At 45.5% G+C, this 23,832-nt stretch carries 15 protein-coding genes and 1 tRNA gene; 3 read left to right on the top strand and 13 right to left on the bottom strand.

Going from position 1 to position 23,832, the window contains the following annotated elements; translation table 11 throughout:
• Nucleotides 1-6: 6 nt before the first annotated feature.
• A complete protein-coding gene (locus G5B00_RS13980) occupies nucleotides 7-1,683 on the bottom strand; it encodes a protein-disulfide reductase DsbD family protein (protein ID WP_163876601.1) in 1,677 nt (558 codons plus the stop codon).
• 124 nt (nucleotides 1,684-1,807) lie between these two features.
• Nucleotides 1,808-2,884 (bottom strand): PLP-dependent cysteine synthase family protein, encoded by a 1,077-nt coding sequence (locus G5B00_RS13985; protein WP_163876604.1) that lies wholly within the window; start codon nucleotides 2,882-2,884, stop codon nucleotides 1,808-1,810.
• A gap of 167 nt (nucleotides 2,885-3,051) precedes the next feature.
• Here G5B00_RS13985 and G5B00_RS13990 point away from each other — a divergent pair, with 167 nt between their 5' ends.
• Nucleotides 3,052-3,510, top strand: coding sequence for an Lrp/AsnC family transcriptional regulator (locus G5B00_RS13990; RefSeq protein ID WP_163876606.1), 459 nt, complete (start codon nucleotides 3,052-3,054; stop codon nucleotides 3,508-3,510).
• Nucleotides 3,511-3,706: 196 nt separating this feature from the next.
• A tRNA-Val gene (locus G5B00_RS13995) sits at nucleotides 3,707-3,781 on the top strand.
• A 107-nt stretch (nucleotides 3,782-3,888) separates the two neighbouring features.
• On the opposite strand, the gene G5B00_RS14000 is transcribed toward G5B00_RS13995, so the two are convergent.
• A complete protein-coding gene (locus tag G5B00_RS14000; protein WP_163876609.1) occupies nucleotides 3,889-5,175 on the bottom strand; it encodes a chloride channel protein in 1,287 nt (428 codons plus the stop codon).
• A 254-nt stretch (nucleotides 5,176-5,429) separates the two neighbouring features.
• Between G5B00_RS14000 and carB the strand changes: the two genes are divergently transcribed.
• Nucleotides 5,430-8,249: a carbamoyl-phosphate synthase large subunit gene (gene carB, locus G5B00_RS14005; protein ID WP_163876612.1), complete on the top strand. Its 2,820-nt coding sequence runs from the start codon at nucleotides 5,430-5,432 to the stop codon at nucleotides 8,247-8,249.
• A gap of 44 nt (nucleotides 8,250-8,293) precedes the next feature.
• Here carB and G5B00_RS14010 read toward each other — a convergent pair whose 3' ends face one another.
• The 10 genes from G5B00_RS14010 to G5B00_RS14055 form a co-directional block, all read right to left on the bottom strand.
• Complete coding sequence (locus G5B00_RS14010; RefSeq protein WP_163876615.1) at nucleotides 8,294-9,439, bottom strand: alpha/beta hydrolase family protein; 1,146 nt, start codon at nucleotides 9,437-9,439, stop codon at nucleotides 8,294-8,296.
• Nucleotides 9,436-11,412 carry a hypothetical protein gene (locus G5B00_RS14015; RefSeq protein WP_163876618.1) on the bottom strand — a complete coding sequence of 659 codons (1,977 nt, stop codon included), beginning with the start codon at nucleotides 11,410-11,412 and terminating at the stop codon, nucleotides 9,436-9,438. Before G5B00_RS14015 ends, G5B00_RS14010 begins: the two co-directional genes overlap by 4 nt.
• On the bottom strand, nucleotides 11,409-13,304 hold the full coding sequence (locus tag G5B00_RS14020) for a hypothetical protein (RefSeq protein WP_163876621.1): 1,896 nt from the start codon (nucleotides 13,302-13,304) through the stop codon (nucleotides 11,409-11,411). The genes G5B00_RS14015 and G5B00_RS14020 overlap by 4 nt, the downstream gene beginning before the upstream one ends.
• 30 nt (nucleotides 13,305-13,334) lie before the next feature.
• Nucleotides 13,335-14,318, bottom strand: coding sequence for a DUF5017 domain-containing protein (locus G5B00_RS14025; protein ID WP_163876624.1), 984 nt, complete (start codon nucleotides 14,316-14,318; stop codon nucleotides 13,335-13,337).
• Nucleotides 14,319-14,368: 50 nt separating this feature from the next.
• Nucleotides 14,369-15,385 carry a DUF5017 domain-containing protein gene (locus G5B00_RS14030; RefSeq protein ID WP_163876627.1) on the bottom strand — a complete coding sequence of 339 codons (1,017 nt, stop codon included), beginning with the start codon at nucleotides 15,383-15,385 and terminating at the stop codon, nucleotides 14,369-14,371.
• A 51-nt stretch (nucleotides 15,386-15,436) separates the two neighbouring features.
• Nucleotides 15,437-17,023, bottom strand: coding sequence for a RagB/SusD family nutrient uptake outer membrane protein (locus tag G5B00_RS14035; RefSeq protein WP_163876630.1), 1,587 nt, complete (start codon nucleotides 17,021-17,023; stop codon nucleotides 15,437-15,439).
• Between the two features lie 20 nt (nucleotides 17,024-17,043).
• Entirely contained in the window at nucleotides 17,044-20,475 is a 3,432-nt protein-coding gene (locus tag G5B00_RS14040) for a TonB-dependent receptor (RefSeq protein WP_163876634.1), read from the bottom strand.
• A gap of 241 nt (nucleotides 20,476-20,716) precedes the next feature.
• Complete coding sequence (locus tag G5B00_RS14045; RefSeq protein WP_163876637.1) at nucleotides 20,717-21,889, bottom strand: FecR family protein; 1,173 nt, start codon at nucleotides 21,887-21,889, stop codon at nucleotides 20,717-20,719.
• A 138-nt stretch (nucleotides 21,890-22,027) separates the two neighbouring features.
• Nucleotides 22,028-22,594, bottom strand: coding sequence for an RNA polymerase sigma-70 factor (locus G5B00_RS14050; RefSeq protein ID WP_163876640.1), 567 nt, complete (start codon nucleotides 22,592-22,594; stop codon nucleotides 22,028-22,030).
• A gap of 106 nt (nucleotides 22,595-22,700) precedes the next feature.
• Nucleotides 22,701-23,777, bottom strand: coding sequence for a formylglycine-generating enzyme family protein (locus G5B00_RS14055; protein WP_163876643.1), 1,077 nt, complete (start codon nucleotides 23,775-23,777; stop codon nucleotides 22,701-22,703).
• Nucleotides 23,778-23,832: the final 55 nt, after the last annotated feature.

Raw genomic sequence — 23,832 nt, forward strand, 5'->3', positions numbered from 1 at the left:
CCTTTTTTATTTGTTATTAAATGCGTCCAATCCACTTTGCAGGTACGCAAGGTAGGAAGTGATCGTATAGTCTGCACCTCGTGGCGCAACAAGAGCCTCTTCCGTATTCGGATCGATCAAAGCATACAGCGGCTGCGAATTGCTTTTGAACCTTGTAATCTGGAAATCCGTATTCTTCTTTCCTACCGTATTGATCTTCTTGCCCGAGTGCGGAGAAATATACTGTTCACTTTCAGAAAGCTTGAGGTCATGCTCATCCACATACAGCTCCACCAGAATAAACTCATTATTGATCATATTTCGAACCACAGGATCCGACCAGACATCAGCCTCCATTTTACGGCAGTTGACACAGGTCCATCCTGTGAAATCGATCATCAAAGGCTTATTCTGCGCTTTGGCTGCTGCCAGAGCTTCCTCATAATCGTAATAAGGATCAAATCCTTTGACCGTAGCCCGGCTATGAAAATGAGTATAATGCTTTCGACCTGCCGCATCAGCACTCCCTGCATGGGATACCGATACACCAGAAGCCAGGTCAAAATCCTGCGTGCCAATTGGCGGTAAAAACGCTGCAATAGACTTCAGCGGTGCACCCCACATACCGGGAACCATATACACGACAAACGAAAACACCAGTATAGCCAACATCGTACGGGGAACAGAAAGGAAGTCCAGCGGGCTATCATGCGCAAACCTGATCTTGCCAATCAAATAAAGCCCCATTAAACCAAAAATAACTATCCACAAAGCCAAAAACACTTCTCTATCCAACAGTTGCCAATTGTAAGCCAAATCCACATTGGACAAGAATTTCAAGGCTAAGGCAAGTTCCAAAAAACCAAGGACAACCTTTACACTATTCAGCCATCCTCCCGATTTTGGCAATGATTTCAGCATAGAAGGAAACATCGCAAACAATACAAAAGGTATAGCCAGCGCAAGTGAAAACCCTAGCATACCGATTGCCGGCCCCAAGCGTTCACCGTTGACTGCCGCCTCTACCAACAATGTACCGATAATCGGACCCGTACAGGAAAAAGATACCACGGCAAGACTAGCCGCCATAAAAAACAGACCGACCAAGCCTCCCTTGTCTGAATTCGCATCTATTTTATTCACAAACCCACTGGGCAATGTAATCTCAAATGCACCTAAAAATGAGGTCGCAAATACCACTAACAACAAGAAAAACAGAAAATTGAAAATACCATTTGTGGACAACAAGTTCAAAGCCTCTGCACCAAATGCAATCGTAATCAACATGCCCAGAGCAACATAAATAAAGATAATAAATACCCCGTACAACAATGCCTGTGTGACAGCTTTACTCTTGGTGCCAGACTTTTTGGTAAAAAAACTGACGGTAAGGGGAAGCATTGGAAAAATACAAGGCATCAACAAAGCCGCAAAACCACCCAATATTCCCCCGATAAATATTCCCCATAAAGAGCCTCTTTCCAAATCACCAGCTACATTTTTGTGCGAATCTCCAGAGATCGTATCGACTGCCGCGATCTGTACAGCAGTATCAACTTCCGTTGTATCCTCCGTATCAGCAACCGGATCACCTTCTACAAACTCAATACCACTGAAATCAATCAAACTGTCTACCTCCTGCGCAAAGGATCCTTTGACCAAGAACAACGATAACCAGAGGAATAATATTATATATCTTTTCATAATTTTATATGGATTAAGTTGTATCATCTCATTTTCTTACGATAGGAATACCGGGTATGAGACACCCGGCTTCCTACCCACTAAACACAAACAAAACTTGATTCAACATCAAGCTGAAACAAACTTATCGAACTCCCATTCTCACGATGGGTTTCTCTAAACGGCTAATAGGTTGGAATCCCGTAAAGGTCAAATCCGTAGACATATACCCTTCTTTTACAGGCTCCTCTTTAACCAAATCCGTACTTAAATATTTCTTATTGTCATCGGCCAATAGTGTCACCACGACCGCATCATCCCCCATCTGTTCCCTCAGCTTGATAGCTCCTATTACATTGGCACCTGACGAAATACCAACTGCCAATCCCAATTCCTGCGCTAGTTTCTGCGCCATGATGATGGAATCTCCATCTGAAGCACAAACGATTTCATCCAATTCGTCCAACTTCACAATAGCCGGGATAAACTCATCCGAAATGCCCTGTATACGGTGTGCTCCTACCTTATAACCCGTCGTCAATGTAGGGCTCTCTGCCGGTTCCAAGGGATGTATTTTGACAAATCGATTGGATTTCTTCAACTGCCGGCCTACTCCCATCACCGTACCACCAGTACCTACACCCGCCACAAAGGCATCTGCCACCATACCCATCTTCTCCAGCTGCGATACAATTTCCTGACCTGTCGTCATTTCGTGTGCTTCGGCATTGAACTGGTTTTCAAATTGACGGGGGAGAAATACACCACCCTTTGCTGCCAATTCCTCGCTAAGCTTAATGCTTCCCAAAAAACCGCCTTCCTCTTTGGATATCAGCTGTATGTCTGCTCCCATACTTTTGATGATATCGATACGCTCCTTGCTCAGCCAGTCAGGCATAATGATTTTGACCTGATGGCCCAAAGCTTTACCAATGGCCGAGAAGGCAATTCCGGTATTCCCACTCGTTGCCTCTACAATCATATCCTGTGGACGTATCTGACAATTCATATACGCTTTGTACAATATATACAATGCCATCCTGTCCTTGACACTACCGGTCAGATTATAGTTCTCACATTTTACGTAGATCTGACCCGGCTTGCCTTTATAGGTGTACCGGAGTTCTAACATGGGCGTATTGCCCACTAAACACCACAAGTGATGGAAACGGCTATCCAGCTCCGGAGAAAGACATTTGCTAAAAATGGTTTCTGTTATCATTTGCTATTTTAGAATCAGAGAAATAATCTCTACAAAATTCCACTTAAACAAGATATTATTCAATACTATTTATAAAAAACAATAAATTATATTGTTTTTTATAAATAATATAATAATTATTTCGGTTTAAACTAGTAATTTAGCTTTAATTCAGAAAAATATACGATATGCAACTCGATCCCACAGACACCAAACTCTTGAGAGTACTTCAAGAAGATGCCACATTGAGCAATAAAGAGCTGGCAATCAGACTACACAAGTCCATCGCGGCTATACATGAGCGTGTCAAAAAACTCAAATCCGCCGGATACATCAAAAAGACCGTTGCTATTCTCGATCGGCACAAAATCGGCTTGGGTCTGATCTCCTTTTCACAGGTATTTCTCAAAGCCCATACTTTTGAAGTTCTGAACGAATTCGAACATGAGGTCGCCAAATTTCCAGAAGTCATGGAATGTTATCAGATGGCGGGTTCCTATGATTTTATGCTACGCATAGCCACCAAAGATATGGATGCCTATCACATGTTTCTGCGACACAAGCTCGCGGTATTGCCACATGTCAATACCGTACAGACTTATTTTGTCCTGTCCGAAACGAAGAGCGAGACGGCGTATCCGATTTAGTTTCATTTGCCACGGGCTTAAGCCCGTGGCAAATGAAACTAACCTTGTTATTTTATAGCACACGAAAGAATTATCTACGATGAGCTCGCTCCGCTCGGTTCGCGCAACAGCGCCGGGAAGTTGAAAACCTGCAATAAAAAAATCTATTTTATAGTAGGAGGATTCATTTTTTTTTCTAATCTTTGCAGACCTCAATGGGAATTTAGCTCAGTTGGTTTAGAGCACTACCTCGACAAGGTAGGGGTCACTGGTTCGAATCCAGTAATTCCCACTTCTTTATCTCCTTTCCGATTCATCCACTAATTAACGGTTATCCACAAAAGGAAACAATGTTCTATGTTTTACCTATTCCTCATCAATTCTACTCTTATGAATGAATTAATGCAGACCGACCTCACTCTTCCCTTTTAGCATATCATAGGTGTAGACATTGTACGGCAACATATATTGTGCAAACAATTTAGCGGATACACTGACAACAAGTAAAGGCAAAAACAGCGTAAAACCGTTAGGGATCAGACCACAGACTAAAAAAAGAGCTGTAAAAGGTGCGTGGATAGAAGCCGACAAAACTGCCGCCATTCCGGCTAACGCAAAATTGACAAGAACCAAATTTGTTCCCAAGAACATATTGCAAACAGCTGCAAACAACAATCCCAAAAAGGCACCTGAAACAATACTAGGAGCAAAAACACCACCATCCCCTCCGGCACCCAGCGTCAGAGAAGCTGCCAAAGGTTTTAAAAAGACCAACAACAGCAAGGATGCCAACAATGGAAGCGTTGTCTCTCCAAGAGCCTGATCCATTATCCCCTTGACCCCGATATAGCTGTCCCCATACAAGCAAGGATAGAGAAGCAATAACCCTCCCACTACCAGAGCACCAAGATTCACTCGTACAAAATTATTGGATATACCCGAAAAAAAATGCTTAATAAACAAGATTAACTTCGTAAAATAAACAGATATTGCTCCCCCAAAAATACTGAGCAGCAAAAAATAAGGCAAAGCTCCCCAACTCCAACCCTGCGTGACAAAAGGAAACAAAGTACCGTGTCCCAAGAAAAAAATCACGCCCCATGCGATCAGTGCCGACACGACGCAACTCAACAAAATAGGCCAACTCACCTTTCTCGCAATCACCTCCAGAGCAAACAACAAACCTGCTATCGGGTTATTAAACAGTACCGCTACTCCTGCTGCTACACCCGCACAGATCAGTTCCCTTTTATATAGCTTAGCCGAAAAGTTCTTCTTATATGCCCAATTCCCCAAAGTAGCCGTCGCGACCACCGTAGACACCTCCACACCTGTAGAACCTCCCGACACGACAGTAAGGAAACCATTAATATAATGAGACGGTATTTTAAAAAAAGGTAAATGATCCTTCCGTTGATCTAATGTTTTATAGATTTCCGTGATCCCTTTATTTTTTCGGTTCCGGAAAGCAATTTTACGCAAAAAATAAATTGTCGTGATGCCGATCGTCGGTAGTAATATAAAAAGAAACGGGTGATGAGACTGCACCCATAAAAAAACCTTCACCTCAAAATGCTCGGTAAGATGCTTGATGGAAAACGCCATCAATGCACATATCAGGCTAACCAAACAGGAGACTTGACCCAACTTAAAATAATTGTGCAATATAACTTTCTTTCGTTCCATAGAATGTAAGGCGACTAAGACTGACCGTGCAAAAGTACATTTATCTTGACTTACATCCTAATGCTCGACGGAGACGGACAAAAACAATCAAATAAAAGCACAATAATATATCCGTAAGGTTTTATTTTTCAAAATAAAAAACATAACTTTGCACTCCGACAAAGCAGTCGGAATAGCACTTCTTACTAAAAGCACTTTCCCCGCTTTGCAGATTACATCAGTCTAGAATTTTAACTTTTTGATTTAAAAAAATAATGCCTAGAAACTCTTCCATCAACTCCGTTTTGATCATAGGCTCCGGCCCTATTGTCATTGGACAAGCGTGTGAATTTGACTATTCGGGTTCCCAAGCGGCCCTATCTCTGAAAGAAGAAGGTATCAAGGTCTCGATCATCAATTCGAACCCTGCTACCATCATGACAGACAAGGTCGTCGCCGATCATGTCTACTTGTTGCCTCTGACCTGTGAGAGCATCGAACAAATCCTTCAAGAACAACAGATCGATGCCGTACTGCCTACCATGGGTGGACAGACAGCACTCAACCTATGTATCGAAGCCTCCAACAGAGGGCTCTGGGAAAAATACGATGTAAAGGTAATCGGTGTCGATGTAGCCGCTATCGAAAAGACTGAGAATCGCGAGGAGTTTCGTCAATTGATGGTAGATATCGGTGTAGGTGTGGCCAAATCTAAAATTGCCAATTCCTTCCTCGAAGGAAAAGAAGCCGCACAGGAGATTGGCTATCCATTGGTCATCCGTCCTTCCTATACCTTAGGTGGTACAGGAGGTGGATTTGTCCACAAAAAAGAAGAATTTGATGCTGCCTTGAACAGAGGTCTGCACGCTTCGCCTACACACGAGGTCCTGGTCGAACAGGCTGTATTGGGATGGAAAGAATTTGAGCTGGAACTGTTGCGTGACTCCAACGACAATGTCATCATCATCTGTACGATCGAAAACTTTGATCCGATGGGTATACATACCGGAGACTCCATCACCGTAGCTCCTGGCATGACCTTGTCGGACAAATGTTACCAGGATATGCGCAATCAAGCTATCCGCATGATGCGCTCGATTGGCAATTTTGCCGGAGGATGCAACGTACAGTTTTCCGTCAATCCTGAAAACGAAGATATCATCGCTATCGAGATCAATCCACGTGTCTCCCGCTCTTCGGCACTGGCGTCAAAAGCAACAGGATACCCTATTGCCAAAATCGCTGCCAAACTGGCTATCGGCTACAACTTGGATGAGCTGCAAAATCAGATTACCAAGACCACTTCGGCATATTTCGAACCTACACTAGACTACGTCATCGTCAAGGTTCCACGTTTCAACTTTGACAAATTCAAAGGTGCAAACAAAGAACTGGGCTTGCAGATGAAAGCCGTAGGCGAGGTTATGGCCATTGGCCGTACCTTTATCGAAGCCCTTCAAAAAGCAGCACAATCTTTGGAGACAGGACGTGCCGGATTGGGAGCTGACGGACGTCAACTCCGCAACCTGGAGGAAATCATGCACAGCCTCGAACATCCAAGTGCAGACCGACTTTTCCATATCAAGGATGCCTTCGAACTCGGCGTTCCTTTGGAGTCTATCCGTAAGGCTACGTTGATCGACAAATGGTTCTTGGTACAGATACAGGAGCTCGTGCTTCTGGAGCAAGAATTACGCCGCTACCAGCTTTCCAATATACCACGTGATTTCTTCATGACCTTGAAGCAAAAAGGTTATTCGGATGTGCAGATCGCTTGGTTGCTGGGCAATGTCACCGAAGACGAGGTTTACGAACGCCGTAAACAACTGGGTATCCATCGGGTGTACAAAATGGTAGACACCTGTGCCGCAGAATTCCCGGCACATACCCCATACTATTACTCTACCTTCGAGGATGAAAACGAATCGGTCGTATCGGACAAAAAGAAGATCATCGTACTGGGTTCCGGCCCGAACCGTATCGGTCAAGGTATCGAATTCGATTATTCCTGTGTACATGGCTTGCTAGCTGCCAAAGAGTGCGGCTACGAAGCCATCATGGTCAACTGTAACCCTGAAACCGTGTCCACCGACTTCAATATGGCAGACAAACTGTACTTCGAACCTGTATTCTGGGAGCATGTACGCGAGATCATCGAGCTGGAAAAACCTGAGGGCGTGATCGTACAATTAGGCGGTCAGACAGCCTTGAAGATGGCGGAGCGCTTAGAAGCTTTAGGAGTAAAAATCATTGGTACCTCCTTTGCAGATATGGATCTGGCCGAAGATCGGGGTAGCTTCTCCGACCTATTGAAAGAACTGGATATTCCTTATCCTAAGTATGGTGTAGCGACATCAGCCGAAGAAGCTATCCAAGTGGCCAATGAAGTAGGCTATCCCGTATTGGTACGCCCTTCCTATGTATTGGGTGGACAAGGGATGAGTATCGTCATCAATGACGAAGATCTGGAAAAAGCAGTCGTCAATCTATTGAAAAACCTTCCCGGCAACCACATTTTGATCGATCACTTCCTAGATCGTGCCGAAGAGGCCGAATCGGATTCGATCTGTGATGGTGAGGACGTACATATCATAGGTATGATGGAGCACATCGAGCCTGCAGGTATCCACTCCGGAGACTCTTCCGCTGTATTACCTCCTTTCAGTTTATCCCAACAGGTACAAGATAAAATGGAGGAATATTCGATCAAATTGGCCAAAGCATTGAATGTAAAAGGCCTGTTGAATATTCAATTTGCCATAAAAGATGAGAATGTCTATGTCATCGAGGCCAATCCGCGTGCGTCGCGTACCGTTCCTTTCATTGCAAAAGCGTATGATGTACCTTATATCAACATTGCGACCAAAGTCATGTTAGGTGTCAATAAGCTGAAAGATTTCACGATTGAGCGCAAGTTGACAGGATGGGCTATCAAAGAGCCTGTATTCTCCTTCTCCAAATTCCCGGAAGTAGACAAACAGCTAGGTCCTGAGATGAAATCTACAGGTGAGGCTATACGCTTCATTAAAGACCTTCAGGATCCATTCTTCAGAGAACTCGTTTCGAAGAAATCGATGTTCTTGAATGCGCAGTAGGATATTTCATATCTAACTAAAAAAAGCGACATATGTCGCTTTTTTTAGTTAGATATCCATTTTTTCAAGAACCTCACACCTTCTTCCACTTTAGCTTCGTGTCTTCCCTCATGAACGATCAGTTCTACCCTATCTCCTATACCCAGTTTATCATAATGTGCTTTGGATCTTTCAAACTCTTTTACCACATCCGGCCAATAGGCGATTCCATCGTTTTTCCCATGTTGGATTTGTAACGGCCGGGGGCAGATCATAGAAACCAAATCCCGGTCGGCAAACTCGTTCAGCCAACCTGTAAGGAAAGCATAGTCTTCTCCGTTTTTTGAAAAACTGCTCCATCGGTCGTCCTGGACCACCATTTTATTATTCCGCTCGTTGAACCAGGCAGAGACTACCCCCACCTTTATCCGCTCATCTAATGGCATCCAAAACATGGTGGCCATCCCACCTAAGGAAACACCCCACATGCCTACTTTTGCTGCATCGATCCGTTCATCTTGAAGTAGGACATCCAGCAGGTTTTGGGTTCTGGAAAATTCTATACCCGGCAAAGAGATATCGGCTAACCTTGTGTATCTCTCGATCCTATTTCTCCTTTGCACATTCCTGAGGTTCAGCGGGGATAATACGGCAAACCCCGCCTCTACCAGCGCCCTCGCATAGGCATGATAACTCCTGCCATCTGCTACAAAGGGACGTTCGGGGCTACTCCCCACACCATGTTGTACAATGACCAGTGGCACTGGCTTGTTTTTACTCGCCTGTGGTGGGATGACCAATATACCTTGTGCAGACATGTTGTCTCCTAAGGGAAGCTGTATCCATTCGCCCTTCAGGCCATCCATATTATAAGGCGTACGTTTGAGCTCGCCCGATACCCTCAATCGGGGAGGTTTGATAACGACATCCCGCCAGCGCGATACGTTGGGTGCTACGCTCCATTTAAATGCAGCTATGCTGGAATAATCCCGGTCCCAATATGCTTTCGCTCTTTCTTCATATTCATCCACCAAATAATGCCGGAGATAGCCTTCCAGCTCTGATTCGTATTTATCCAACCTCTTCTCCTCATCTTCCTTCGTGATCATCGATGTATAATCCTGTGCATGCACGCGCTCATACACCGTGCCAGAGAGGAGAACGAGTACACAGACCATGGTCTGGAATCTCCTTTTAAAAAATATATTCATAGTTCAATTTGATAACTCCATAAATTGGCCCCCGAGGCAAAGTAAACCTTGTTCTTTCTATGGTCGAAAGCAATTCCCGCGGTGGCATGCTCTGATAAATCAAGCAGTTTAACGATGTCCGCATCAGCATCTATTTTTATAATACTCCTACTCATGACGCCATAAATGTTCCCATCATCCGACAACACCAATGTCTGTCCGGGATTGACAGGTGTTCCATAGTCCCGAAGATCCTTTTGCAAAGTCACTTTTTTCGTATTGGGATCGAAGACAAAAAGTTGAGAATCGGAGGTAATACCATACACCATTCCACCTCTCACAACCAGGCTCATGATATCCTTGCCCGACGGAATCGGCACTATTTGAAAAATTATCTGCCGGGAAACGTCGTCCATGAGATATAATACGGCCTTAGTCGCCGTCGGCATTCCTCCTCCGGGCGCGGCCGTACTTGTACCACCGACCAGTAGTCCGCCGTCCAGTGCCCGCAGGCAAATTGTACTCAGTCCCGGGATCTGATCCTGTACCGTGATGGGAATAGCCTGCCCGTTCACGATATTGACGAAAACAAGGTCTCCTCCGACTACGCCATAACCCGGGTAGCCTCCAAAAACGATATGTTCCCGGTCTGAAGTGACCGCCGCCGCACGGGGCCGCGCTATCCCGGCGAACGTCCCTAACTGGAGCGGGTTATTGTAGTTGTTCCAGGGCCGGGACGTGTCAAAACGCCAGACCATTCCTCCATTGTACAAGGCTCCATATATGTGTTTTCCCGAGGTGATTAAATTGGGGAAATTTCCCCCACTGATTTCGTTGATACCATTCCAATCGCCCATGGTCCGTTTGTCCGGATCATAACGCCATAGCCGGATGGGATGGCTTGTGCAGCCCCAGATTGCACCATCCGGGCCCATGGCCAGCGAAGTTACCCCCGCACCGGCGGTCGCGTAATCAAAAGTAAAGGTGTGGGTAATTCCGTTTTCATCTACTATTTGCCCGCGCTTATCCCGCAAGATAAATTCGACAATCCGACCTCCTCCCGGAAAATCGTTGATCCGCTGTTGCCAAAAAATAAATCCCGTCACGGCTTTGGCCGGAAGAGCCGATGGTGTGGGTAGCACCTCGATTTTCTGTCCGTTTTCTAAACGGAACAGGGGCGCTTTCTGTCCCTTTAAGTGCGTTGCATAAATCACACCATCGGCGCCCCGGAAAACATATCCCTCGCCAATTACCCGTTCACTTTCCGGTATCAGGTTACGCCGCTCGCCGCTCACCCTATTATAGGCGACAATATTGTTCCGGGCCGTTCCAATACCAGCATAGACCCATCCATCATCCCCCACCGCCAATGAATACGGATACTGCTGCACATCATCCAACTGTCCGTACAACCGCAGTTCCCGCCCGACCGGATCAAAGGAATAGAGTGTCGACTGCGAAAAATTGGCAAAGAATATCTTCCCGTCGGGAGCTTCGGCAAACGACATGGCTCTTCCCTCTATTTCCTGCTGGAATGTCCACTCCCGCTTATCCAGATCGAACTCCAGGAACACGTTGCCAAACATGGTATAAAACTTACCATTCGATGCCAGCATCGACGAATAGCACTCCCGGGACACTGCATTTTCACCGTCAGGCCCATCAAGCGGATGCCAGTATTGATCCGTCTGCCCCGTCCTGGCGTCGATGATGAGCAAAGAGTTGCGTGATCTTCCATGAAAACGATCCATTGATACCGCGATAATAATAGGGTTGCCGGAGGAAGTACGGTGTGCGATGACACCTCGACCTTCAGAAACAGCGGATACAATACCGTGATCGGTCAGTACTGTCTCGACATTATTGTCATCTTCATCCTCAACATCTGTAGACGAAGGTTGTGGGATCTCCCGATGGCAAGAAGAGAGGATCAGCCATAAGGATGCCACGATATAGTAAAATCTTCGATGAGATAGCCACATAATTCGTATCATAAAGATGTTTTGTCTATTTTATAGCTCCACAGCCGAGAGCCACAACCAAAGTAAAGCCTGCTATTGTAGAAGGCAATCCCGGCCGTCGCTTTCTCCGGAAGATCAGCCAACTTGGTGATGGCCGAATCATTCCCTATTTTAAAGATGCCCTTGCTCATCACACCATAGATATTGCCGTCCTCCGCCAGTATCAAGGATTGCCCGGGCCTTGTCGGCAAACCATATGCGCTGATATCCGTCTGCGATATGATCTTTTTGCTCCCGGCGTTGAAAACGAAAAGCTGCGCGTCGGCAGTAATGCCATACACCAGTCCATTCCGGACTTCCAAGCTCATGATATCCCTGCCCGACGCTACAGGAACGGTTTGAAAGACTATTTGGCGACTGGTCTCATCCATGAGATACAAGACCGCTTTCTTCGCTGTAGCCGATCCTCCACCCGGAGCGGCCGTACTCGTGCCTCCTACCAATAGTCCTCCCGGCAAAGACCGCATAACGATCGTACTCAAGCCCGGTATCTGATCTTGTATCTTGACCATGATCGCTTCCTCATTGGAGGTATTGACAAAAACGAGATCGCCCCCCACTATTCCATATCCGGGATAGCCTCCAAAAACAATATGTTTGCCATCGGAGGTTTTAGTCGCGGCCCGCGGACGTGCAATCTCCTTAAACCGGCCCAACAAGGAAGGGTTGGCAGATTTATCCCAGGGCTTAGACGTATCAAAACGCCAGACCATCCCGCCATTGTACAGCGCGCCGTATATCTTCTTGTCCGAAGTCACCAGATTGGGAAAGTTGCCCCCGCGGATCTCCGCAATGCCTTTCCAGTCTCCAATAACATCTTTTCCCGGATCATACCGCCATAGTCGAAAGGGGTGCGCAGTCGACCCCCATATTGTCCCATCCGGCCCGAGGGTCAAGGAGGTTATTCCGGCACCATTGGTTTTGTAGTCAAAAGTAATCTCATGGACAGTACCTCTTTCGTCGACAACCAGTCCACGCTTATCCCGTAAAACAAACTTTTCGACTTTACCGCCGCCCGGAAAATCATTCAACCGATGTTGCCAAAACGCGAACCCGGTAACCGCTTTTTTCGGAAAGGGAAAAGAATAATCTCTTACCGGTATTTTCTGGCCATTCTGCATCCGGAATAAAGGTGTTTTTTGCTTTTTCTGATGCGTGGCATAAATGACACCATCTTCACCCAAAAAGACATAGCCCTCACCTGTTTCCCGTTGATTTTCTCCAATCAAACCGATACGTACACCCGACTCGGGATGGAAGGCCACCAGATTATTCTTGGCCGTACCGATACCGGCGTAGATCCATCCATCATTACCTACAGCCAGCGAAAATGGATATTTCTCCACATCATCTAACCGGCCATAATAACGGAAATCGCGGCTCCTGGGGTCAAAAGAATACAGCGTGGAGCGTGGATAATTGGCAAAAAACACCTTTCCATCCGGAGCTTCGGCAAAAGACATGACCATGCCTTCTATCTTCTTGCTGAATGTCCATTCACGCTTCACCAGGTCAAATTCCAAAAACAGGTCGCCAAACATGGTATAGAAAAACTTTCCATCGGAGGACAGCATCGAAGCGAAGCTTTCTCCGCCCGTCACGTTTTCACCTTCCGAGCTCTCAGGCGGACACCAGTACTGATCGGTCTTACCTGTTCTGGCATGAACAATCAGCAGCGAGCTACGTGGGCCTTTTTCAGAACGGTCTGCGGATATTGTTATAATAATGGGTTCGCCTTCCGGCGTACGATGGGCGATAAGGCCGCGACCTTCAGAAACCGCAGCAACGATTCCATGATCCGTCAACTGTGCATTAACCATAAGGAATGCACATAAGAAAGCAATAGCTAAAAATATTTTTCTCACAATTTTTAATGTTATCCGTAAATTGCAGCCTTATTTCTCCACAACTACAGTTATTCTTCTGACCTCCTCTTGCTTTTTCCCATCTGCCGTCAACGTTGTTGTCACAAAACAAGCTTCATAAGTACCCGGAGCTGTATAGATATGGCTATGGCCCGCAACAGCCCGGTCAGCAAGTGATTTGATATAGACCGGCGCACTTACACCTCCCATGACTTCCTTTACCCCATCGTACTTCTTGCTGATAAGCCACGTCTCCTTCCCAAGAGAGCCCCGACTATTTTTTCGTCGTATCGTAAACCGGTCATTATATTTTGGTCCCTCAAAATATTTTACCTCCGCTCGGTTTTTGGGATCCTCATCTACCTGCTGCAGATTGATCGTATCCTCTCCCGGATCACCTGCCTTCAGGTGGCCGATCAATTCTTTACCTCCCGGCATTATCGTATTCCACGTTAGCTTCTGTATCAAAAATGCAGGCCGTTTGGGATGATCGTCTTTCAGCCTGAAGGCAAAATAGAAGGGCTTGCCTACCTCAGCCAGATCCGACAGATTTATCGGACCTGCCGGTTCCGTGCGCGCCTGTACAGTCGGAAACTTAACCCGGTCTGAAATATCTATCCAGGTCGCCTTCTTTACCCCTGCAAAGCTGTAATCGCCGTCAAAATCCTTGGACACCAACAGGGAAAGCTTGTCCCAGGGAATAGTGCCCCATTCGGGATTATGTACGGGCCAGCTTGAGGCGGATAAATGAAAACGTATCGAAAAGTCCAGCTCCATACCCGAAGGCCGCAGCTCTCCATTCTTTAGATCGTATTCTTGCCCCGATTCACCGGAATAGAATTCCAGCGATGTAGGCGCTCCTTCAAGTTCGAACTGTACCTTTTCACCAACTTTGAATGTTTTACTCTTTGCCAGCTTCACATCGAAAGAGGCGGTTTCTTTTTCTTTTCCTCCGTGAGCATACACGTTCCATATCATACCAACACATAATAAGGAACTAATAATCTTTTTCATCTGCATATCATTTATTTTTATTCCGTTTGCTCGTCAAATCCTTTTCCGATCTATTCTTCGACAACGACCGTGATATTTTTCGCTACCTCGCTTCTCTCGCCGTTTTCATTCAGAACCGTAGCCACGAAATATACATGGTATGTACCGGGGGCCTGGTATGTTTGACTATATCGCGAGAGTGCTTCATTACCAACCGATTTGATAGGAATAGATACACTACCTCCTCCCATAATCTCTTGTACACCGTCAAATTTTTTACTGATATACCAACTTTGTTTTCCGAGGGATGCTGCTGAGGTGTTTCGCCTCATGGAGAACCTGTCATTGTATTGTGGACCCGCTGTCCATGCAATGGCTGCCGGATAGTCCGGATCTTCGTCCACCTGTTGAAAATTAAAGGTATTCTCTCCCGGATCCCCGGCTTGCACATAGCCGATCAATTCTCTGTCTTCTCCCAAAATCGAATACCATTCTGGTTTCTGTATTAGGAAAGCAGGTCTCTTAGGATGGTCATCCAGCAATCTAAAAGCAAAATAAAAAGGTTTACCGATTTCTGTCAGATCGGACAAATTGATCGGGCCGGCTGGTTGCGTGGACGCTTGTATAGGGGGGAATGTCATTCTATCGGTGACGTCTACCCATTCCGCCGCTGATACACCGGCAAACGTGTAGTCACCATCAAAGTCTGTCGACACTAATAGGGCGATTTTGTCCCAAGGAAGAGGCCCCCAGTCCGGATTATCGACAGGCCAGCTCCCGGCCGAGAGATTGAACCGGATTGAAAAACTCAATTCCATACCGGAAGGCATGGGTGTACCCGCTCTATATTCGTACTCGTGTCCCTCCGCACCCGAAAAGAAGTCTATCGATTCGGGGTTTCCCTGTAACGTAAACTCTACTCTTTCGCCGACTTTAAACGTCTTATTTTCGGTCAGTCTGGCATCAAACGACACCTCCGTTGGATCACTATCATCATCTTCATCCACGACAGGAGGTGGATTATCGTTCTTGCCACAGGCCACTGCCATTAACGTTATGCTCAAAAACAAATAAAAAAATTTTTTCATAATCAAGATTCTTTTTTTATACATTTAAAACTACTTAACATACAATTCTATTTATCTCCACAAAGGATGTTGTTCCAATGCTTTATTCAATCCCAGTTCATAAGATGGGGTAGGATAAACTGTATATCGTTCAGACGCATTTCTGAAGGTCAGCGATTGCCATGCGCCAGCGCCCAGATCAGTATTCATTTCGGCTAAGGTCTCTTTCATCGTTTCTACATATATGCCCCAGCGGATCAGATCCGGTCGACGTAGGGCCTCAAAAGATAATTCTCGTGTCCGTTCATCCACAATAGCCTGAAAAAATTTGAATTGGTCCAATCCTGCAGGCAAATCATACGCGTCTACATCGGTTGCACCGGTTGCCAGCTTGCCGAATCCACGTCTCCGAACCATATTGATAGCCTCTAAGGCCTCTTCGGTCGGACCACTGTGCACCGCATTCTCGGCTTCTGCATACATCAGCAATATATCCGAATAGCGCAATAGCGGGAAGTTGATCGGTGTGGGCTGCTTGATTGAAGGATTAAGCTCATATTCCCTCCGGTATTTGCCGGCATACCGATCGTACAAAGAGTTGGCATCCTTCATGATATACGCTCCGGTCGTGGAATGATAGGTAAAAGGAGCTATATTCCAGTCTCTCCTCAGATCGCCTTCCTCATACGTATGATAATGTTTGGCTGTCGCGTAGATCCTACCCAGGGAGTAACCTCTGTTATTACCGGTACCATTTTTGATTCCTATCCAGGAACCGACATACCCGGACTCCTGATTAGCCGTTGTGTTATATCCCCAAAGCTCCACTTCCCAGATACTTTCTTTGATATCGTATTCATCACGGGCATATTTGATAAAAACATCCGTATAGTCCGGATTCAATGCATGGGCAGCGACATTATCGTCCATGACTTTTTTCGCCCAATAGCTTGCCCGTTCATATTTAGATATATCCTGTACCGGTCTTCCCGCCATGTTCAGGCAGACCCGGGCCAGGATACCCCGTACCGCCGACTTGCTCACCCGTCCACCAAACCCGATCTCGCTGATAGGCGCGACAAGTGCCTCTGCTGTCTCCATATCGGCAATGATCTGCTCATATACCTCCTTTGCAGGCGTAGCAGGAACATCCACCTGTGTATGGTTGGCAACAGGCGTAAGGTACATCGGCACGTTCTCGAAAAACTGTACCAGCATAAAATAATAATAGGCCCGCAAAAACAACGCTTCGCCTCTCACCTGATCCCGGTAAGCGATATCGATGTCCGTATTATTATCCACGTTTGCCAACAGCATATTGGCCCGGCCGATCGCCTCGTAGATGTACCGCCAAAGGTTCAGGACATCGGGGTCACTGACCGAAAAATTATTTACACGGGTTCCGGTTACCCACGTATCTACACTGACAAATCCCTCATCGGCTTCCATATTGTGCAGGGTATGCAAATAGGCGCCATAGAGCCTGTTCATACCCAACCTATCGTACACACCGGTCAACGCGTAATCAAGCTGCTGCTCTGTTTCATAATATATCGACGGTGCTAAAAAATCCGTTGGCTCTGTTTCCAAAAACTTCTTGCAGGATCCTGATAAAAAGATCACCCCGACAGCCATCAACTTCAAAATTATATTTTTCATCTTCTTTAGGTTTTCCGTTATTAAAACTGTGCTTTAAGTCCCAATACAAACGTCCGGCTATGCGGGTAGGCCGAATAATCCAAACCGGGTGTCAATACGCTGTTGCGCACGGCTACCTCAGGATCAAAGCCACTGTAGTTTGTCCAGGTCACTAAGTTCTGACCTGATACGCTAATCGCCAACCGGCTCATTCCAGCTCTCTTGATCCACTGCTGTGGCAAACTGTAACTCAGGGCCACGGTTTTTAAGCGTAAATACGAACCGTCTTCAATGACACGTGACGAATGAAAACCAGTAGGGCCACCGCCACCAATCCTGTAATTTTTGCTATCCTGATTGTCAGGTGTCCAACGATCTACATAAGAGGCAAACTGGTTTAAGCTATATAAACTGACGCCATTTCCTTCAAAAATCAAACGGTTGGCATTGTAGATGTCATTGCCATAGCTCCATTGGAAAAACACGCTCAGGTCGATACCTTTGTAGGAAAAGGTATTGTTGAAACCGCCGAAATGCTTTGGCAGACCCCTGCCTATCACGGTCTTATCATCTGCAGTGATCTTACCGTCACCGTTTTGATCCTTATAACGGATATCACCCGGCTCTATCACACTCCGGTCTCCACCATTGTCCGATACGCCGTCTTTTAGCTGATAGACTCCGGGGGTGACTTCATCAAAATCAGCATACTGATAATTGCCAATCCACTCATAGCCCCAAAATAATCCGGCAGGCTCACCTACCCGGGATATGTTAAACGCGTCGGTCCAAAAGAAATGGGTACGGTTGGTCGTTTCCATTTCCGTCTGATCGCGAGTCAGGGCAATTACTTTATTCTTATTGAAGCTGATATTAAAGCTACTCTCCCAACGGAAGTCCTTCCTGACCATATTCTTGGTATGCAATGCGAACTCCAGACCATCATTGCGCAATGTTCCGATGTTTTGGTACACGCGGGTGTAACCGGTGGCATAAGGCAGATCAGCATACAAGAGCATATCATGGGTTGTCCGTCTGTACAGGTCAACTTCCAGTTCCACACGTTTTTTGAAGAAACCCAGGTCCAGGCCTAAATCCAACTGCTCTACCGTCTCCCATTTCAGCTGATCATTACCCAGTCCGGTGGTGGAGGGAATAGCTCCTTTAGTCGGCTCGCTGTTATTGAATGAATAACCCGACGCCAAAAGGAAACTTAAGGACGGAAGGTATCCGAAATGACTGACCCTATTGTTACCGGTCAGGCCCCAGCTTGTCCGTAATTTCGCATTGGACATAAAGCCGATAGCCTTGAAAAATTTCTCCCGGTCAATATTCCACGCGAACGCTCCGGATGGAAAATATCCCCATTTGTTAGCGGTAGGAAATTTAGATGATCCATCCGCACGGAATGTACCGGTAAGCAGGTACTTGGACCGGTAGTTATAATTAAACCTGCCAAAAGCCGAAGCCATGGCATAGTTACCACTCGTAGCCGTATTCGAATAAGGTGTTCCTTCGTCTAATCCGGATATGCCCAGCTCTTCGTTCGGTATATTGATGACACTGGTACCATAGGCTTTAACCTTGCCTGCTCCGGCAGAAACCCCCAATAAGGCATCGATTCGGTGATTCCTGTTGATTCGCCTGGAGTATGCCAGAGTATTCTCGTTTACCCAGCTGGATACCGTAGAATAGCTCACAGATCCCTGCACACCATTGTTATTCTGTGGAATATCCTTTCCTCTTGCTGTATTTGTGTTATAAAATGCTTCGTTTTCCCGGAGATTGTCACGCACGTTTCCCGATACTTTCAGCGTTAGGTCATCGGTGATTTTGTAGCTTGCAAATGCATTCACCGTCACGGCTCTCGTCAGCGAAGTATTATGGATATTCAGGGCATTTTTGACCGGATTTACCCGAAGTGAATTCAGGTCGCTGGCAGAGGGCTGATCATCCACATCCGGATCCGTCGACTCCATATCTTCATCGAGATCGTCGAGATTTTCCGTACCATAGACTGGTCTGTAACCAAATACCGTGTAGAATACTGAATTGCCAACAGATGAGGCCCCCGTACTGGCGATCGAAGATTGCGCACCGTAGTTAGAATTCTGGGCGTAGTTCAGTATAAGACCCGACTTGAGCCTATCGGAAAAAGTATGGTTCAGCGAGATCCTACCCTGTCTCCTCGATGCTCCGGTATTCAGGATGATACCCTCGTTCTCGAACAACGATCCCGACACGGCATACTGTGTGTACAAATTGCCTCCGCGGATCGAAAAATCATACATTTGCATCGGGCTGCGCTGGAAAATTGCATCTTGCCAGTTCATTCCCCTGATATTTTTATAGTCTTCCAGCTGTTTACCATCGCGCAGATACCGTGCTGTTGCGGTAGTAGGATTGATATCCATTTGATAACTGACAAATTCGTAAGCATCCATGAGATCAATTTTCTTGCGCACGTTGGAAAAGCCCTGGGTCGTATTAAAAGCAAATACCGGTTTTCCCGACTTGCCTTTGACGGTTTCGACGACAATGACACCATTGGCGGCACGTGATCCATATAATGCGGCAGCCGATGCATCTTTCAGGACACTGATCGACTCGATATCATTGGTATTCAGTGTCGCCGGATCAAAATCTTCCATCGGAAAACCATCGATCACATAGAGCGGTGAAGGATCCTGACTCAGTGATCCCGGGCCACGGATAACGATGTCTTGCATCATCCCGGGCTGCCCTTCGCCGGTCGACACTTGCAGCCCGGCGACACGTCCGGCTAAAGCCTGCGTAAAAGTAGTGACGGGTGCTTTTGCCATTTCTTCAACATTGACAGTCCCCACTGACCCTGTCAGATCTTTTTTGGACACTGTCCCGTAAGCCACGACGACAGTTTCTTCCAGATCTAGGGTACCCCTCTTTAGGATGACATTCACAACCTCACGATTTGATATTGCTATTTCCTGTGATTCAAAACCGAGGTAAGAGAAAATCAGTATGCCCTCCTTATCTGTCACGACAATTCTATACTCTCCCTTAGCATCAGTAAGAGCCCTTTTATTGGTACCTTTAACGTTAACGGTCGAACCGGATAAAACATTTCCATTTGCATCACTGACTTTCCCACGGATCGTAAAAGCCTGTTGCACTATATCAGTCTCTTTACGGTTCACCACTTCCACAGATTTGATCAATATCGTCTTATCCACTACCTCCCATGTGAACTGTTGCCCTACAAAAGTCTTTGCCAATGCTTCTTCTACTGATGCTCTGTTTAGATTCACGCTCACCGGTTTAGCCTTTTGCAGATACTCCGCATCGTAGAAAAAGGCATAACCTGTTTGTTTCCTTATTTCTTTAATGACCTTTTCCAATGAGGCATTTTTTACGGAAAGGCTTACCTGCTGCGAATACACTGACGCCTTAATGTGTAAGCAGGCCAATAAGGTCAATAGTACAGTAAGCTTCATAGTCAATAAAATTTTCGACATTTTTCGGAAAGGAAAGCCGTATTTATAATTGGTATCGCACGTTCCCTTGCCACAAATATTATTATTCATACATTTGTATAAGTTAAGGTTAGAAATTGATTAATTACTTATCAGGTATTATTCTAAAAACAAAAACCTTACACAAACATGGTGTTGCACCACCAATGTTTGAAAGCCCCTTGTATCGCATGCAGGGGGTTTTGTTTTACGTTCGTATATATCATTTCAACATCGAGATCCTCCTTTCTTCGATTTTGAATTTCAGCCCGCTTGTCTTTTCCATCATTTGGAGTACTTGCGAGAGTTTTACATCTCTTGAAAGTACACCATTAAATCTTTTTTGCGGTATATCTTTTATATCGATCTCTACATCGTACCAACGGGATAACTGTCTCATGATGGTAGGCAGATCGGTATTGTTGAAATAGAACATGCCATTTTTCCATGCTGTCGCTTCGTCCGCATCTATATCTTCCGTCAAGCGTATATGACCTTTTTTCGTAAGCTGAGCTTGCTGACCCGGTTGAAGTATCTTGTTCTCTCCGGTTTCCACCGATGATATTTTTACAGAACCTTCTATCAATGTGGTTTTTAATACATCTTCATTGGCATAAGCATTGACATTGAAATGTGTACCCAACACTTCAATTTGCTGAGCAGCAGTTTTTACCAAGAAAGGTCGTTTCTGCGCTTTGTTTTTAGGATTGTACAAGGCAGACACTTCAAAATAAGCTTCCCCTTCAAGTTCTACTACACGGGAATTGTTGACAAACGAAACCGGGAATCGCAAAGAGCTGGATGAATTGAGCCATACTTTTGTACCATCAGGGAGTATCAACTGGTATTGTCCTCCCCGTGGAATAGTGATCGTATTAAAAACAGATTCGTCGTCACGATGTTGCCCTATCGAAGTATAAACAATCTGTCCTTTTTCCATTTTTTGGATCTGCACATCGCCTTGATTGGCCAAAACACCGCTTTGTGATTCATCAAGATTGAGTACCGTACCATCACTTAAAGTCAACACAGCTCTATTCGTTCCAGGCGCTACATCCTGTTGCAATTGGTTTTCTTCGGCATATACAGGCTGAGAGGATTGGGATTGCTGATTTCGGATCAAAAGTAAGACAGACGCCACAATCAGCACCGCTGCCGCCGCAGCTATTTTGATATACGGGAACTTCTTGATCTTTGCTCCATATCCCGGCAAATCCTTTGTGATACGTTCGTGCAGCTCTTGCTCCATTTCAAGTTTTTCCCCAAGTACACTTTCATCCCATGAGGTATCTTCCTGAAATTGGTTATAATAGTAATTGTACAAGGCCACCTCCTTTTCGGTAGCCATGCCGTTACTGATTTTCTCTGCTAATTGTTGAAATTCATCCTTGTCCATAAAAAGGGCTTATATATGTAAGGCATCTGTGAAGGACATTACCCCCAAAGCAAATTGATTTTTTTTAATAATATATCACAAAGTAGAGACGCGATTAATCGCGTCTCTACAAAAAACCATATGATTTAAATGGAAATGTTACAAAAACAACAAGAGGATAGGAGAAATCTTCGCAAGAGAAGATTTCATTTTTTTCAAAGCAATGGTCATTTGGTTTTCAACCGTCTTCACAGAAATCCCCAAACGTTCGGCAATCTCTTTATTGCTCAGATGTTCCTGACGGCTCAGTAAAAATATTTCCCGGCACTTATCCGGAAGCTGATTGGTAAAACGGTTGATGATCTGCATCATCTCCTTTACTTCAATACTATCATCGACCAGCTCATACGGTTCTTCAATTTTCTTCAGTCGATCAAAAAAAGAAGACCGTACTTTACCTTTCTTGATATAATTGGCGACTTTGAATTTTACGGCAACGGACAAGTACGGTTTCAGTGACCGCACATTGAGGCCGTGTCGGTGCTCCCAGAACCAAATAAAAATCTCCTGTACAATATCCATACAGGCCTCTCTCTCCCTCAACAAATTGTAGGCCGACTGGAACATATCCCCCCAGTAGCGCCTGTATATTTCGTCAAAGGCATCTTGGTCATCGTCGCTAAGTTTCAATAACAACTCATTATCTTGAAACTCTGTGTACTTCATTATTAAGGTCTAAATTCACAGACAATTTAGCAATTTATTTATTAAAAAAACAAATTGGTCTTACTTGAACCAAACCTATAAAGCTTTGGAAACTTTATACGTTTTCTTACATATCCTTCACACAGCGGAAACCTACATTATTGGTCGGGCTATTAACCTCACCTTTCCCTCGACTTCCAGCTTTGTAGCGTTCACAGTACTGATCATTACACAAGAAAGATCCTCCACGCTGTACCCGCTTGACCATACCGGGTTCCTGTGGGTCGTGCGAATCGGTTGGTCCTTTCGGATTCTTCTTTGGGCTGTTGGCATAGTAATCCGGTCGATAAAAATCCGAACACCACTCCCATACATTTCCTTCCATATCGTATAATCCGTACTCATTTGCAGGAAAAGATTTGACTGGAGCAGTTGTCTCAAAACCATCTTCTTTCGTATTATTTTTCGGAAATTCACCTTGATAGATATTGGCCAACCATTTCCCATCTTCTTTCTTTTCTTTGCCCCAATAGTAGGTTTCGTCTGTATGCTTACCCGCTTTAGCCGCATATTCCCATTCCGCTTCGGTCGGCAATCGCTTGCCTACCCACTTGGCATAGGCTTCGGCGTCTTGATACGCTACCTGCGTGACCGGATGGTTTTCCTTTCCTTTTATCGAACTGCCAGGCCCCTCAGGATGTCGCCAATTTGCTCCCGGAACATACCTCCACCATTGCAGGTAATTATCCATACCCTGTATATTTTCGGGAGCGGTGAACACTGCCGACCCTGGCACCAACATTGCCGGATCCGCCCCTGGAAATTCGTTCGGATCCAACTCTTTTTCAGCAACCGTAACATATCCTGTAGCTTTCACAAATGCTTCAAACTGTGCATTGGTCACTTCATGTTCGTCCATGTAAAAAGAGGAGACCTCCACTTCATGCAGAGGAAGGGCATCTGGAAAATTCTTGGAGCCCATTACAAAGGTTCCGCCCTCGATCAATACCATATTGACCTGATCCTCCCCCTTTTGACGTAAAAGCGTATCTGCACCGGTACGTGTAGCAAAACGACTCGGAACACCGGACATGGCACACGTTGTCACGGAATCTGTTTCAGCAGATCGCTTTTGTTGTGTTGGATTGGTACAATCCAACAAGAAGAACGAACCCAATAGCAAACAAAAAATTCTTAATGGCATATATCTGTTTTTATTCATGTAAATATAATAAAAACATTGTAGGGATACAATTTGT

The sequence above is a fragment of the Parapedobacter sp. SGR-10 genome (assembly GCF_011030405.1).
Lineage (GTDB): Bacteria > Bacteroidota > Bacteroidia > Sphingobacteriales > Sphingobacteriaceae > Sphingobacterium.

What these genes read in the sequence shown, in the direction of transcription:
- G5B00_RS14030 (WP_163876627.1), bottom strand. Translation starts at nt 15,385, where the DNA reads ATGAAAAAATTTTTTTATTTGTTTTTGAGCATAACGTTAATGGCAGTG.
- G5B00_RS14045 (WP_163876637.1), bottom strand. Translation starts at nt 21,889, where the DNA reads ATGGACAAGGATGAATTTCAACAATTAGCAGAGAAAATCAGTAACGGC.
- G5B00_RS14055 (WP_163876643.1), bottom strand. Translation starts at nt 23,777, where the DNA reads ATGCCATTAAGAATTTTTTGTTTGCTATTGGGTTCGTTCTTCTTGTTG.
- G5B00_RS14010 (WP_163876615.1), bottom strand. Translation starts at nt 9,439, where the DNA reads ATGAATATATTTTTTAAAAGGAGATTCCAGACCATGGTCTGTGTACTC.
- carB (WP_163876612.1), top strand. Translation starts at nt 5,430, where the DNA reads ATGCCTAGAAACTCTTCCATCAACTCCGTTTTGATCATAGGCTCCGGC.
- G5B00_RS13985 (WP_163876604.1), bottom strand. Translation starts at nt 2,884, where the DNA reads ATGATAACAGAAACCATTTTTAGCAAATGTCTTTCTCCGGAGCTGGAT.
- G5B00_RS13980 (WP_163876601.1), bottom strand. Translation starts at nt 1,683, where the DNA reads ATGAAAAGATATATAATATTATTCCTCTGGTTATCGTTGTTCTTGGTC.
- G5B00_RS14015 (WP_163876618.1), bottom strand. Translation starts at nt 11,412, where the DNA reads ATGATACGAATTATGTGGCTATCTCATCGAAGATTTTACTATATCGTG.
- G5B00_RS14050 (WP_163876640.1), bottom strand. Translation starts at nt 22,594, where the DNA reads ATGAAGTACACAGAGTTTCAAGATAATGAGTTGTTATTGAAACTTAGC.
- G5B00_RS14040 (WP_163876634.1), bottom strand. Translation starts at nt 20,475, where the DNA reads ATGAAGCTTACTGTACTATTGACCTTATTGGCCTGCTTACACATTAAG.
- G5B00_RS14035 (WP_163876630.1), bottom strand. Translation starts at nt 17,023, where the DNA reads ATGAAAAATATAATTTTGAAGTTGATGGCTGTCGGGGTGATCTTTTTA.
- G5B00_RS14025 (WP_163876624.1), bottom strand. Translation starts at nt 14,318, where the DNA reads ATGAAAAAGATTATTAGTTCCTTATTATGTGTTGGTATGATATGGAAC.
- G5B00_RS13990 (WP_163876606.1), top strand. Translation starts at nt 3,052, where the DNA reads ATGCAACTCGATCCCACAGACACCAAACTCTTGAGAGTACTTCAAGAA.
- G5B00_RS14000 (WP_163876609.1), bottom strand. Translation starts at nt 5,175, where the DNA reads ATGGAACGAAAGAAAGTTATATTGCACAATTATTTTAAGTTGGGTCAA.